Source organism: Deinococcus sonorensis KR-87 (assembly GCF_040256395.1).
Taxonomy (GTDB): Bacteria; Deinococcota; Deinococci; order Deinococcales; family Deinococcaceae; genus Deinococcus; species Deinococcus sonorensis.
Genome location: NZ_CP158299.1, coordinates 1,606,834 through 1,618,828 on the forward strand (window position 1 = coordinate 1,606,834; position 11,995 = coordinate 1,618,828).

At 68.8% G+C, this 11,995-nt stretch carries 10 protein-coding genes; 5 read left to right on the forward strand and 5 right to left on the reverse strand.

Annotated elements, in window-relative coordinates; translation table 11 throughout:
- Window positions 1-86 precede the first annotated feature (86 nt).
- Complete coding sequence (locus tag ABOD76_RS13185; protein WP_350242422.1) at window positions 87-992, reverse strand: helix-turn-helix domain-containing protein; 906 nt, start codon at window positions 990-992, stop codon at window positions 87-89.
- 83 nt (window positions 993-1,075) lie between these two features.
- Between ABOD76_RS13185 and ABOD76_RS13190 the strand changes: the two genes are divergently transcribed.
- Window positions 1,076-2,233 carry an MFS transporter gene (locus ABOD76_RS13190; RefSeq protein ID WP_350242423.1) on the forward strand — a complete coding sequence of 386 codons (1,158 nt, stop codon included), beginning with the start codon at window positions 1,076-1,078 and terminating at the stop codon, window positions 2,231-2,233.
- A gap of 77 nt (window positions 2,234-2,310) precedes the next feature.
- On the opposite strand, the gene ABOD76_RS13195 is transcribed toward ABOD76_RS13190, so the two are convergent.
- Entirely contained in the window at window positions 2,311-3,267 is a 957-nt protein-coding gene (locus ABOD76_RS13195) for a dienelactone hydrolase family protein (protein ID WP_350242424.1), read from the reverse strand.
- A gap of 215 nt (window positions 3,268-3,482) precedes the next feature.
- Here ABOD76_RS13195 and lepA point away from each other — a divergent pair, with 215 nt between their 5' ends.
- The 4 genes from lepA (at window position 3,483) to ABOD76_RS13215 (ending at window position 7,953) form a co-directional block, all read left to right on the forward strand.
- A complete protein-coding gene (lepA, locus tag ABOD76_RS13200; protein WP_350242425.1) occupies window positions 3,483-5,279 on the forward strand; it encodes a translation elongation factor 4 in 1,797 nt (598 codons plus the stop codon).
- A 57-nt stretch (window positions 5,280-5,336) separates the two neighbouring features.
- Entirely contained in the window at window positions 5,337-5,849 is a 513-nt protein-coding gene (locus ABOD76_RS13205; RefSeq protein WP_350242426.1) for a hypothetical protein, read from the forward strand.
- 56 nt (window positions 5,850-5,905) lie between these two features.
- Complete coding sequence (locus tag ABOD76_RS13210) at window positions 5,906-6,445, forward strand: hypothetical protein (protein WP_350242427.1); 540 nt, start codon at window positions 5,906-5,908, stop codon at window positions 6,443-6,445.
- Between the two features lie 113 nt (window positions 6,446-6,558).
- Window positions 6,559-7,953, forward strand: a complete 1,395-nt coding sequence (locus tag ABOD76_RS13215; protein WP_350242428.1) for an RtcB family protein — start codon at window positions 6,559-6,561, stop codon at window positions 7,951-7,953.
- A gap of 86 nt (window positions 7,954-8,039) precedes the next feature.
- Here ABOD76_RS13215 and ABOD76_RS13220 read toward each other — a convergent pair whose 3' ends face one another.
- Genes ABOD76_RS13220 through ABOD76_RS13230 form a run of 3 tightly spaced genes read right to left on the reverse strand, consistent with a single transcriptional unit; the run spans window position 8,040 to window position 11,962 of the window.
- Window positions 8,040-10,142, reverse strand: a complete 2,103-nt coding sequence (locus ABOD76_RS13220; RefSeq protein ID WP_350242429.1) for a glycoside hydrolase family 52 protein — start codon at window positions 10,140-10,142, stop codon at window positions 8,040-8,042.
- Window positions 10,143-10,188: 46 nt separating this feature from the next.
- The gene (locus ABOD76_RS13225) at window positions 10,189-11,031 is read right to left on the reverse strand and encodes a carbohydrate ABC transporter permease (protein ID WP_350242430.1); all 843 of its coding nucleotides are present in this window, start codon (window positions 11,029-11,031) and stop codon (window positions 10,189-10,191) included.
- Window position 11,032: 1 nt separating this feature from the next.
- Window positions 11,033-11,962, reverse strand: a complete 930-nt coding sequence (locus tag ABOD76_RS13230; RefSeq protein WP_350242431.1) for a carbohydrate ABC transporter permease — start codon at window positions 11,960-11,962, stop codon at window positions 11,033-11,035.
- Window positions 11,963-11,995: the final 33 nt, after the last annotated feature.

Sequence of the window (11,995 nt, forward strand, 5' to 3'; positions counted from 1 at the left end):
TCTTCAGCCTGGGGCACGCTCACGTCTTGGGTGAGCCGCCGCCGCCGGGCAAGCCTTGCTAGTGTAACACAGCCGGGCCGGGTCACTCAAAGGGTGGCCACCACGGTTGACGGCGGGGTCCGGGGCGCGGCCAGCAGCCGCTGCAGCTTGGCCGGGGTGTCCCACTCGGGCAGGGCGGTGTACACCACCACCCGCAGGTCCGGCGCGTCGGGCAGCCGCAGGATCAGGTGCTCGAAGATCATGCGGCCCATCTCCGGGTGCTGGAAGTCCTTGAGGCCGTCCGGATCGCCCCGCACATCATGACGGGCCCACAGCCGACGGAAGTCGGGGCTGCGCGTCTGCAGTTCCTCGATCAGGGCCGCCATCCAGGGCTCTTCCAGGAAGGGCGCACTGTCCGCGCGGAAGCGGGCCACCAGCCCGGCCGCGGCGCAGTGCCAGTCGGTGTGAAACAGGCGCCGCTCCGGGTCCAGGAACAGCCGGCGCAGGATGTTGCGCTCCTCCGGCGGCAGCAGCCAGAGGCTCCCGAACACCGCCTCAGCGGCCGCATTCCAGGTCAGGTAATCCCAGCGCCGCCCCAGCACGTAGGCCGGCTGGCTCAGGCCGTGTATAAAGCGTTCCACGGCCGGTGACACGTCCTCATGCAGCTCGGTGCTCAGCGGGAGCGGTAGCCCCGCCAGGGCGAACAGGTGGGTGCGTTCTCCGTGGTCCAGCAGCAGCGCCCGGGCCAGCCGGTCCAGCAGCGGGGCCGACACCCGGATGTCGCGGCGCTGCTCCAGCCAGGTGTACCAGGTGGTGCTGGTCTCGGCCAGCAGCGCCACCTCCTCGCGCCGCAGCCCGGGCGTGCGTCGACGGCCGGCCCCACCCAGCCCCACCTGTTCCGGTGACAGGCGCATTCGCCGGGTCCGCAGAAAGTCGGCCAGTTCGGCACGGCGGTCCAGGGTGAGGTTGAGTTCTGGCGGGGGCTGAAGTCCGGAGTGGGCGGCTGTCGTCATGGAAACCTCGGAAAGGGGAGGAGTGCGACTACCAGGATAACCACACCCTTGTACCACCATACTACCCGGCGCATGCTCCTGACATGCCTCGTTCTCTGTGGATTCTTGCGCTCGGAAATTTTGCCATCGGCACCAGCGCCCTGGTGGTGGCTGGCCTGCTGGGGGTGCTGGCCGGCGACCTGCACGTGCCGCTCGGCTCGGCCGGCGCGGTGGTCAGCGCCTACTCACTCACGTACGCCCTCAGCGCCGTGCTGCTGGGCAGCCTGACCAGTCGCCTGCCGCGCAAGCCACTGCTGCTGGTTGCCCTGCTGCTGTTCACGCTCGGCAACCTGGGTGCAGCGCTGGCCCCCACCTTTCCGCTGCTGCTGGCCGCGCGGGTGCTGTCGGCGGTGGGCGCCTCTCTGTTTACACCGGTCGCGTCCGGGGTGGCGGCCGCATTGGTGCCGCCGGAGCTGCGGGGCCGGGCGCTGGCGCTGGTGTTCGTGGGGGTGCCGGTGGCCACGGTGCTGGGCGTGCCGCTCGGCACCTGGATCGGCGGGACCTTCGGCTGGCGGGCGGCCTTCTGGCTGGTGGTGGGCCTGAGTGTGGTGGCGCTGGCCGGGGTGGCCCTCCTGGTGCGCCGCGTGGAGGTGCCGCGCCCCACCGCCCACTGGCTGCAGCTGCTGCAGCGTCCGGCCCTGCGCCGCGCCCTGCTGGTGATGCTGCTGCTGTACATGGGCCAGTTCGCGCTGTACCCGTATCTGGCCCCTACACTGCGCACCGTGACCGGACTCGGCACCCTGGGCGTCACCCTGCTGCTGCTGGGCTTCGGTGCGGCGGGGCTGCTGGGCAACCTGCTGGGCGGCCGGCTCAACGACCTGTGGAGCGGACCGCGCACCCTGCTGCTGGGGCTGCTGCTGACGGCGGCCGTGCTGCTGCTGTTCCCGGTGCTGGCCCCCTCGGCGTGGGCGGTGGCGGTGCTGTGCGCCGTGTGGGGCGTCGCGTCGCTGGCCATCAACCCGCCGCAGCAGAGCCGGGTGGTGGAGCTGGGTCCCGACGCGCCGGGCGTAGCCCTGGCCCTGAATGCCAGCGCCCTGTACCTGGGGCAGGCGCTGGGCGCGCCGCTGGGCGGGCTGGTCGCCGGGACGCACCTGCTGTGGTTGGGGCCGATGGGTGGCGGGCTGGTGCTGCTGGCGGCGCTGCTGGCCAGCCCGGCGTTCCGCGCCCGTGTTCCACGTGCGTTGAAGCCGGACCCGGTCTGAGCGTCCGAACAGCACGAGGGCCCCGCCGAACTTCACCAGCAGGGCCCCCGTTCTTTCGGGCCGCTGTGGCCCTCGCTTCAGAGGTTGGCGCGCAGCCAGACCAGGGTGCTGGCCCAGGCGTTCTCGGCGTCGGCCTTGTTGTAGTTGGCCCCGGTGTCGTTGTGGAAGGCGTGGTTGGCGTCGGCGTAGATCTTGAACTCGTGCTTCACACCCGCATCGGTGAGCGCCTTGTCGGTGGCCGGCGCATTGCTGGTGATGCGGGCGTCCTGGCCCCCGTAGATGCCCAGCACCGCCGCCTTGATCTTGGGAATGTCGGTGAAGGACGGCGAGGGGCCGTAGAACGGCACGGCCGCCTTGAGGTCCGGCAGCAGGGTGCTCATGGTCCAGGTCATGCCGCCGCCCCAGCAGAAGCCCACCATGCCGAAGTGCTCGGCCTGCGCGCCGGGCTGCGCCTTCAGGAACTTCACTGCTTCCAGGCCGTGGGCGGCCAGATCCGGCGGGGCCAGCTTGGCGATGATGGCCGACACCTGGGCGATGTCGCTGTACTTCTTGGTGCCACCGTCGCGGCTGCCCGGATCGATGGAGACGAAGTCCGGGGCCATTGCGATGTAGCCGGCCTTGGCCATGCGCCGCGCCACGTCCTCGATGTGCGGCTGCAGGCCCTTGTTCTCGTGGATGATCATCACGATCGGGGCGCTGGCGATGCCTTTGGGGCGGGCGACGTAGGCGTAGTTGGTGCGGCCCAGCGCCTGATACGTGACCGGGCCGGCCTCCAGCGCCGTGTCGGCCGGGTCCACGTGGTAGCTGTTGGTGGCCGCCTCGTTCTGCGGGGCCGCCGTCTGGGCGGCCGCCAGTTCGGCCGCACTCACACCGGTGACCCCCAGGGTCGCCAGCAGCAGCCGGGCGCCCGGTACCGAGCCGCCCAGCAGCACACTGCGGCGCAGAAACTCCCGGCGCGGCAATTCTCCCTGGTGGAAGTCCTCTGCAAATTCCTCAGCAACATAACGGAACAGATCCTGCTGATAATCGCTCATTGCGCCCTCCCAGGCCGTGGCAATGTGTGAAACAGCTTCACATTGAACGAGTGTTGGAGGGCAAAGGTATAGCGGAAATGAGAAAACGGCAAATGTGAAGACGCCGACGTGTGGCGGGTCCAGGCTCTGTAGCGCAGCCAACATCCGGGGCAGAAGTGCGGACGCAGCCGCACTCCGGCACGTGCTCCTATTGTGAGCGGGGGCAGGCCGCTAGAATGCCCGGCGTGAACGTCCGGAACTTTTCCATCATCGCCCATGTCGACCACGGCAAGAGCACGCTGGCCGACCGCATCCTGGAGCACCTGGGCGCGATGGGCGAACGCGACAAGCGCGACCAGACGCTCGATACGCTGGAACTGGAGCGCGAGCGCGGCATCACCATCAAGAGCACCCCGGTGCGCCTGAACTACACCCGCCCGAACGGGGAGCAGTACGTCTTCAACCTGATCGATACGCCCGGGCACGTGGACTTCGGCTACGAGGTCAGCCGCTCGCTGGCCGCCTGTGAGGGCGTGCTGCTGCTGGTGGATGCCTCCCAGGGCGTCGAGGCTCAGACCATCGTGAACGCCTACCTCGCGATCGACTCGGGCCTGACCATCATCCCGGTGGTGAACAAGATTGACCTGCCGGCCGCCGATCCGGAGGGCGCGGCCCAGGAACTGGAAGAGGTGGTGGGCATCCCGGCCGAGGACGCCATCTTCGCGTCCGGCAAGACCGGGGCCGGGGTGCCGGAGATCCTGGAAGCCATTGTGGAGCGCATTCCGCCGCCACCCGGCGACCCGCAGGCGCCGCTCAAGGCGCTGATTTTCGACAGCTTCTACGACGCCTACCAGGGTGTGATCCTGTTCGTGCGGGTGCTGGAGGGCACCGTCCGGGCCAAGGACGCCGTGACGCTGTTCAACACCGGCAAGGACTTCGAGGTGGACAAGGTCGGCACCTTCACGCCGGGGCTGATCGTGAGTGACGTGCTGGCCGCCGGGTCGGTCGGCTGGATCGCCGCCGGCATCAAGGACATTCAGGACGCTCAGGTGGGCGACACCGTGACCAGCCGTGAGCACCCGACCCTGGAGCCGTTCCCCGGCTTCAAGCCGGCCCAGCCGGTGGTGTTCTCGGGACTGTACCCCACCGACACCGAGGACTACCGCAAGTTGAGGGAGGCGCTGGAGCGGCTGAAGCTCAACGACGCGGCCTTCAGCTTCGAGCCGGAGACGAGTGAGGCGCTGGGCTTCGGGTTCCGCTGTGGGTTCCTGGGGCTGCTGCACGCCGAGATCGTGCAGGAGCGCCTGGAGCGCGAGTTCGACCTGGACCTGATCGCGACGGCCCCTGCCGTGATCTACCGGATCACGCTCACCAACGGCGAGGTGATCGTGACCCAGAACCCGGCCGAATTCCCCACCCGCGACCGCATCGAACTGGTGGAAGAGCCGTACATCAAGATGAGCGTGATGCTGCCCGAGGAGCACGTGGGGCCGGTGATGCAGCTGCTGCAGGAGCGGCGCGGCAGCATGGTCACCATGAACTACATGGGCAAGCGGGTGGAGCTGGTGTATCAGGTGCCGTTCGCGGAGATCCTGTACGACTTCCACGACCGGCTCAAGAGCATCTCGCGCGGGTACGCCAGCATGGACTACGAGATCATTGACTACCGCGAGGGCGACCTGCAGAAGGTGGACATCTACGTGAACGGCGAGATCGTGGACGCGCTGGCCGTGATCGTCCACGAGAGCAAGGCCTACAGCCTGGGCCGCAAGGTGGTGGACAAGATGGCCGAGGTGATTCCGCGCCAGATGTGGGCGGTGCCGGTGCAGGCCGCCATCGGTGGCAAGATCATCGCGCGCGCCACGGTCAAGGCGTTCCGCAAGGATGTGCTCGCCAAGTGCTACGGCGGCGACATCAGCCGCAAGAAGAAGCTGCTCAGCAAGCAGAAAAAGGGCAAGGCCCGCATGAAGCAGATCGGCACGGTGGAGGTGCCGCAGGAGGCCTTCCTGGCGGTGCTGAGCACCGACGAGTAAGAAGGCGGGCCACAACATTGCTCATGGGCGCTTCATCTTTCGGCTAGGGTGCCGGAGATGAAGCGCCTTCTCCTAGCCCTTCCGCTGCTGCTCGCCGCCTGTGCCCCCGCCATGTCCACTACGCCTACACCGGCCCCCGGCGAGGTGATCGTGGAGGTCCACTCCCAGGTGCCGGGAGGCAGCAAGCTGGAGCCCGAACACGAGGCCGGTGTGGTGGGCTTCGCCGATCTCACGGCGCTGCTGATCAACCAGTTCCGGTCACCGCTGCCCGGCTACGCGGCGTTCCACTTCCCGGACGAAGGGAACGAAGAACAGGGCAAGGGCATCGAACTGCGGAGTGCCAAGGGCGAGCCGGTCCACGTTCACATGATCTGGCAGGCCGCCCAGCAGGAGGGCAAGAACACCGTGCAGCTGGTCTGGGACTCGCGGCCCGTGGGCGGCTCCCTGCTGGCCGTCCGGGTGACTGGCACCGCTTCCGACCCCAGCCTGAACGTGCGCCAAGTGGAAGACCGCTACCTGAACGCCTTCCTGAACATGGAGGGCGTCCGGCTCGTGGCCAGCGGGCGCTGAATCGCCATGTTCGTCATTCAGCAAGGCTCAGAGACGCGCTCCTCGCGGTGCAGGAGATGAAGCATCTCGCTCTGGGGCTGCTGCTGGTGGCTGCCTCTGCCCACGCTCTCCAGATCACGCTCGCCCCCAGGCCAGCGCATGGTGAGGTGATCGTAGAAGTGCAGCTGCAGGACGGGGGCCGGGTGAGCCCGGAGGAGACCCTCCTGATGGGCTTTCGCGACCTGAGGGAGCTGGAGTCCAGGGCGTGGAAGACGCCGGTGCCCGGCTACACGTCGAGCGCTTGCCCACGCGACGCTCCCGTCGTCCGGGCCTGCTTTTCTGGGTTCAGTATTCCGGATAGCGAGACCAGCACCGGGCGGCCGGGTTCCACCGGGGAGTCGCCCCCTCTTCAGTTCCCCTGGTATGCCATCCAGCAGCAGGGCCGGAACACCGTGCAGCTGATGTGGGAGCTAAGGCCCCTGGGCGGGTCGCTGCTGAGCGTCCGACTCAGCGCCACCGCCAGCGACTCCCACGTGAACGTGCGGCAGCTCGAGAATCGTTACCTCGCGTTGTTTCTGGGTCTGCCCGGCATCCGGCTGGTGTCCCACGGGCGCTGAGCCGTCCAGCCATCTGGCCTAGTCTGCTGCAGGCCACCTGCCGGATGTTTACCGAGTCTCCAGATTGCACACTGGGTCCTGCGTGCCTGCACGCGGAACGGGGAACATTCGGTATGAACGGCAAGCACATCACCAACCTGGGATTCACGGGAGCAGACATCCGGCTGGCGCTGGACGCGGCGGGCCGCCGTGAGGCGATGGGCCTGACCCGTCACGAGATTCTGGCGGAGCTGGCGCTGGTGCGTCAGAACCCGGCCGGCTACCTGGGCGGCACCTACGACACGCTGGCCCGCAGCCTGGAAGCGCAGCTGCAGGAGGAGATCGATCAGCTCGCGGATCAGCTGCACGAGCGGCCCCAGCCCTACACCGTGTATGGCGCCGAGCTGATTGAGGAGGGTGCCCGCGCCCAGATGGACGTGGCCATGCGCCTGCCGGTCAGCCGCTCCGGCGCCCTGATGCCCGACGCGCATGTGGGTTACGGCCTTCCCATTGGCGGGGTGCTGGCCGCCGAGAATGCGGTGATTCCCTACGGGGTGGGCGTGGACATCGGGTGCAGCATGCGCCTGTCGGTGTTCGCCCGCGGCAGCCTGTCCACTGCTGAAGCCCAGCAACTGCTGGAGCGGCACACCCGCTTCGGGGCCGGGGTGGGCTGGGACCGTCGTGAGCGGCTGCCCCACGAGGTGCTGGACGACCCGGACTGGCAGGCGCTGCCGCTGCTGCGCCACCTCCACGACAAGGCCGTGACGCAGCTGGGCACCTCCGGCAGTGGCAATCACTTCGCGGAGTTCGGTCGCTTCACCCTGGAGCAGGAGCAGAATGGGGTGCCGGCCGGTGACTACCTGGCGCTGCTGACCCACAGCGGCTCGCGCGGCTTCGGGGCGCAGGTGGCCGGGCATTATACCCGGCTGGCCGAGGCAGCCCGACCCGGCCTGGACCCGGCGGCCAAGAAGCTCTCGTGGCTGAGCCTGGACAGCGAGGAAGGCCAGGAATACTGGACGGCCATGAATCTGGCCGGGCGCTACGCGCTGGCCAACCACGAGCAGATTCATCAGCGCATCAGCCGCGCCCTGAAGATGACGCCGCTGCTGTCGGTCAGCAACAGCCACAACCTCGCCTGGAAACAGATGGTGGATGGCCGCGAGCTGATCGTGCACCGCAAGGGCGCGACCCCGGCGGCACGTGGACAGCTGGGCCTGATTCCCGGCAGCATGGCTGACCCGGCCTTTCTGGTGCGCGGGCGCGGCGAACCGGCGGCGCTGGAGAGCGCTTCCCACGGGGCGGGCCGTCAGCTGGGCCGCAAGGCCGCCGAGCGCAGCCTGAACAAGCGCGACGTGCAGCAGTACCTGAAGGAGCGCGGCGTGACCCTGATCGGCGGCGGCATTGACGAGGCGCCGCAGGCCTACAAGCGCATCGAGCAGGTGATCGCCGCGCAGCAGCCGCTGGTGGAGGTGCTGGGCCGCTTTCAGCCGCAGGTGGTGCGGATGGACACCGGCAGCGAGGACATCTGAAGGCAGGAGCGCAACCCACGGCAGACCGCGGGAGGCGGGGAGCTTGGTTTGGGCTCCCCGCCTCCCGCCGTTCGTTCCGGCCGGTGCTAGCGCGCCGCTTCCTGAACCGGCTCCGGCAGCAGCGCGGCCTGACGGCGCGGCAGCCACAGCACGGCCGTCACCAGACGCGGGTACAGCCGGCTGCCCAGGTCGGCGCCATCGGTGGAGCGCACCTGATCGGTGGGGCCGTGGGCCGCTGACCCGACCTGCTGCCATGCCACGTGAGCGGCGTCCCAGCGGGGGTCCGGCTGCACGCCCAGCACCTCCTCGGCCACCACCTGACACAGGAAGATCTTGGACATCCAGGTGTTGTCGCTGGTGCTGGACAGCTTCCAGCCGCCCGACTGCGGGTCCAGGCAGACGCCAGGCTGCAACGCCGTGTGCAGGTGCCGCCGCAGGACCAGCAGCAGGTCGCGGTAGGGCCCCTGCTCGCTGAGGGTGTCCTGCAGGCCCAGCAGCAGCGGGTAGAGCAGCCCCTCAATGGCCGGAATGATGCAGGCGTCGCTGCCCCCCTCCAGCAGGGCCGGGATGTACCCGCGCCGCTCGTCGAAGGCCGCCTTGACGCTGCGCGCGACCCTGGCCGCCTGGGCCGCTGCCGCCTGCCCATCCCGGCCCAGCGTCTGCAGCGCGTGGGCCAGGCACACCAGCGTGGCCCAGGTCTTGACCGCCAGGTACAGGTTGCCGCGCGCCTGCCCCAGGCTGGCGTCCAGGCTGTCGTAGGTGGTGATTTCGGCGCCGCCTTCGGTGCGGGCGCTGTCCACGTCCATCACCCCATCGTGGTCCAGGTCGCGGGCCAGCAGCGAGGTGAGGCACTGTTCCAGCGCGTCTCCATGCTGCTCTAGCCACGCCGGGTCGGCCAGCAGGCCATAGACCACGGCGCTCAGCGTCCAGTTGGTGAGCTGCTCGAAGGTCATGTGCGAGAAGCAGCCGCTCAGGTTCTCGGTCTCGTACGACGACAGGCCCGGCGGCGAGAAGGTATTCGCCACGCCCATGTCGTGGGTGAAGCTCAGGCCGCCCGGCCACCGCTCCATGCCGCGTTTCACCTCGTCGGTGTAGGCGTAGCGCTCCAGGAACAGCTCCAGCACGTTGGCGCTGGTCCAGGGGTGGTAGCGCAGCTCCCAGAACAGCTGGTCGATGGTCAGGTCGAGGGTGTTCATCATGCGGTACTCGCCCTCGTTGACCACCCACAGCGGGCGGCCATCGTCCCGCTGCATCAGCTGGGTATTGGCGAGGTACCCGTGGGTGGCGTGCGCCAGGAGGAACTGCCGCTCCGGACTCAGGCCGCTGGCGCGCAGCTCCTCGTCCCGCAGGTCGCTGAGCTGCCGGTAATGCCCGGCGTGCTTCAGCCCGAAGTCCAGCACCTCCTCCAGCCCGGAGAACCAGCGGGTGTACAGAAAAGTGGTGTCGAGCCCGCTGGTGACCGGCCCCCCCTGGTACGTGCCGAGTGCCAGCACCAGCCGGCCCGTCTCTCCGGGCGGCACCGTCAGCATGACGCCGCCGGTGTTGCCGAGCCGCCGCATGCGCGGGCGGCGCTCTCCAAAGGCCGCGCCGATCACGTCGAAGTCCTGCACCTCCTCAATGCCGGCCCCCGGCAGCGCCGCCACCCCCCACAGCCGTCCGGACGCCGACCCCAGCAGCTGACCGCCGGTGGTGTCGGACAGCGGCCGTGTGACGCCCTCCAGGGCAAACAGCACCGTGGCCGGCTCGTCGGCGTGCCGGTTGTCGAGTTCCAGTTCGGCCAGCACCACCGGGCACACCGCGAGCCGCAGGGCCTCGTCATCCTGGCCGGGGGCCGGCACCTCCCCGAAGGGGCTCAGCAGCCGCAGCCGCAGCGGGCCGTGCCGCCATTCGTCCGAGGCCCAGCCGAGCCGGCGTTCCAGCTCCTGCTCCGGCACGGTCCGGACCTCCGGGGCCGCCCGGGCCACGCCGTCCGCGTTCGCCTGATAGGCCAGTTCGCCCAGTCCCAGCGGGGCGCTCAGGAAGGGGAGCAGCTGCACCGCCTGCTGGCCGGTACGGTACCCCACGTAGACGCTCTGCTCCGGAGCATGAACGTCGGAGACGGCAAAGCCGCCGCCGTGTCCGTGGGTGCCCAGCACGAAGGAGGCGTACGCGCCCCAGGGGGCATGGTGGCTGAGGTAGGCAGTGGTCATGGTGGATCCTTTGAGGTGCGGGGAGAAGCGGGGCCGGGGTTGGCCTTCAGCCCTTGACGGAGCCGGCCATCATGCCCTGGATGATGCGCTCCTGGCCGAAGATGTACGCCACGATCAGCGGCAGGGTGGTGAGCGTGACGACCGCCAGAATGGCCGGCACGTTGCTGCTGTACTGCCCCTGGAAGTCCCAGATGGCCAGCGGCAGGGTGCGGTTCTGGGGGTTGGAGGTCAGCACATACGCGAAGATGAACTCGTTCCACATGCCGATGCCGTTGTAGATCGCCACGGTGGCGAGGCCCGGCGCACACAGCGGCACGAAGATGCGGCCGTAGAGCGTGGCGGGGCCGGCACCGTCAATGTGGGCGGCTTCTTCCAGTTCCCGGGGGATCTGGCGCATGAACTCGGTCAGGATGAAGATGCTGATCGGCAGGGCGAACGCCACGTACGGCCCGATCAGGGCGAAGGGGGTGTCATACACGCCGATGGCGCGCGACATCAGGTAGATGGGAATCAGCGTGACGTGCACCGGCACGATCAGCCCCGCCACCACCAGACTGAACAGCAGGCCGTTCAGCCGGAAGCGCAGCCGGGCAAAGGCGAAGGCGGCCATGCTGCTGAGCAGCAGCGTCAGGACGATGCTCACCACCGCCACGAAGATGCTGTTCTTCAGGTAGCCGAAAAAGGGCCCATGCAGCACCGCCAGGTAGCTGCTCAGGTCCAGGGTGCGCGGCAGCGCCCACACCGGGGTGGAGTAGATGTCGCTCTGGCTCTTGACGCTGGTGAGCACCATGAACACGAAGGGCAGCGTGGTGATGAGCAGCCACACCACCGCCGCCAGCACCACCAGGGTGCGGCTGGGCCGCGAGGAACGGGGACGGGTGGCGGTCACGTCAGACCTCCGTCTCGAAGCGGCGGGTGGCGCGCAGCGTCAGGCCCGCCACCACCGCCACGATGATGAACATGGCGCTGGAGATGGCGGCGCCGTAGCCGATGTTGAACGAACTGAAGACGGTCCGGTACATGTAGGTGGCCATCACCTCCGAGCTGTTGGAGGGCCCGCCCCCGGTCATCACGTACACCAGGTCGAAGTAGCGCAGCGAGCCGATCAGCGACAGCACCATGGCGCTGCGGATGGTGCCCTGCAGGAACGGCAGCGTGATGCGCCAGAAGATCACCGGCTCGGTGGCGCCGTCCAGGGTGGCCGCCTCGCGCAGTTCGGCCGGCATGCTCGACAGCCCGGCCAGGAACAGCAGCATGTAGAACGGCACGTTCTGCCAGCACACCACCGCGATCACCGCGATCAGGGACAGCCGCGGGTCGCCCAGCCAGTCCTGGGCCAGCACATCGAGGTGCAGGGCACGCAGCACGCTGTTGAGCGGCCCGAAGTTCGGGTCGTAGATGCTGCGGAACACCGTCCCGATGGCCACGCTGGACATCAGCAGCGGCAGGAAATACAGCACCTTCAGCGCCCTGGAGGCGCGGCCGGCCCGGTCGAGCAGGAAGGCCAGCACCAGCCCCAGCGGGATCTGGACCAGGATCGAGAGCCCGGCCAGCACGCCGTTGTTGCGGATGGCGGTCAGGAACACCCGGTCATGCAGCAGGTCGGCCCAGTTCTGCAGGCCGACGAAGCGGGCCGTGTTGCCCAGCCCGTTCCAGTTGAGCAGCGACAGCCGGAAGCTCGACAGCAGCGGGTACACCAGGAACACGACAAGCGTCAGCAGGGCCGGCAGCAGAAAGGCCGCCGCCACCCAGTTCTGGCTGCGCACCTGACGCGTCCGTGACGGCACACGGACCGGTTTGGCGGGGGTGATGAGGCTCATGGCGACTCCTTGGCCGGTGGAGCGCGGGCGCCG

Bases quoted from the DNA above. Each gene is read 5' to 3' on its own strand.
- ABOD76_RS13185 (WP_350242422.1), bottom strand. From the start codon at position 992: ATGACGACAGCCGCCCACTCCGGACTTCAGCCCCCGCCAGAACTCAAC.
- ABOD76_RS13190 (WP_350242423.1), top strand. From the start codon at position 1,076: ATGCCTCGTTCTCTGTGGATTCTTGCGCTCGGAAATTTTGCCATCGGC.
- ABOD76_RS13195 (WP_350242424.1), bottom strand. From the start codon at position 3,267: ATGAGCGATTATCAGCAGGATCTGTTCCGTTATGTTGCTGAGGAATTT.
- lepA (WP_350242425.1), top strand. From the start codon at position 3,483: ATGCCCGGCGTGAACGTCCGGAACTTTTCCATCATCGCCCATGTCGAC.
- ABOD76_RS13205 (WP_350242426.1), top strand. From the start codon at position 5,337: ATGAAGCGCCTTCTCCTAGCCCTTCCGCTGCTGCTCGCCGCCTGTGCC.
- ABOD76_RS13210 (WP_350242427.1), top strand. From the start codon at position 5,906: ATGAAGCATCTCGCTCTGGGGCTGCTGCTGGTGGCTGCCTCTGCCCAC.
- ABOD76_RS13215 (WP_350242428.1), top strand. From the start codon at position 6,559: ATGAACGGCAAGCACATCACCAACCTGGGATTCACGGGAGCAGACATC.
- ABOD76_RS13220 (WP_350242429.1), bottom strand. From the start codon at position 10,142: ATGACCACTGCCTACCTCAGCCACCATGCCCCCTGGGGCGCGTACGCC.
- ABOD76_RS13230 (WP_350242431.1), bottom strand. From the start codon at position 11,962: ATGAGCCTCATCACCCCCGCCAAACCGGTCCGTGTGCCGTCACGGACG.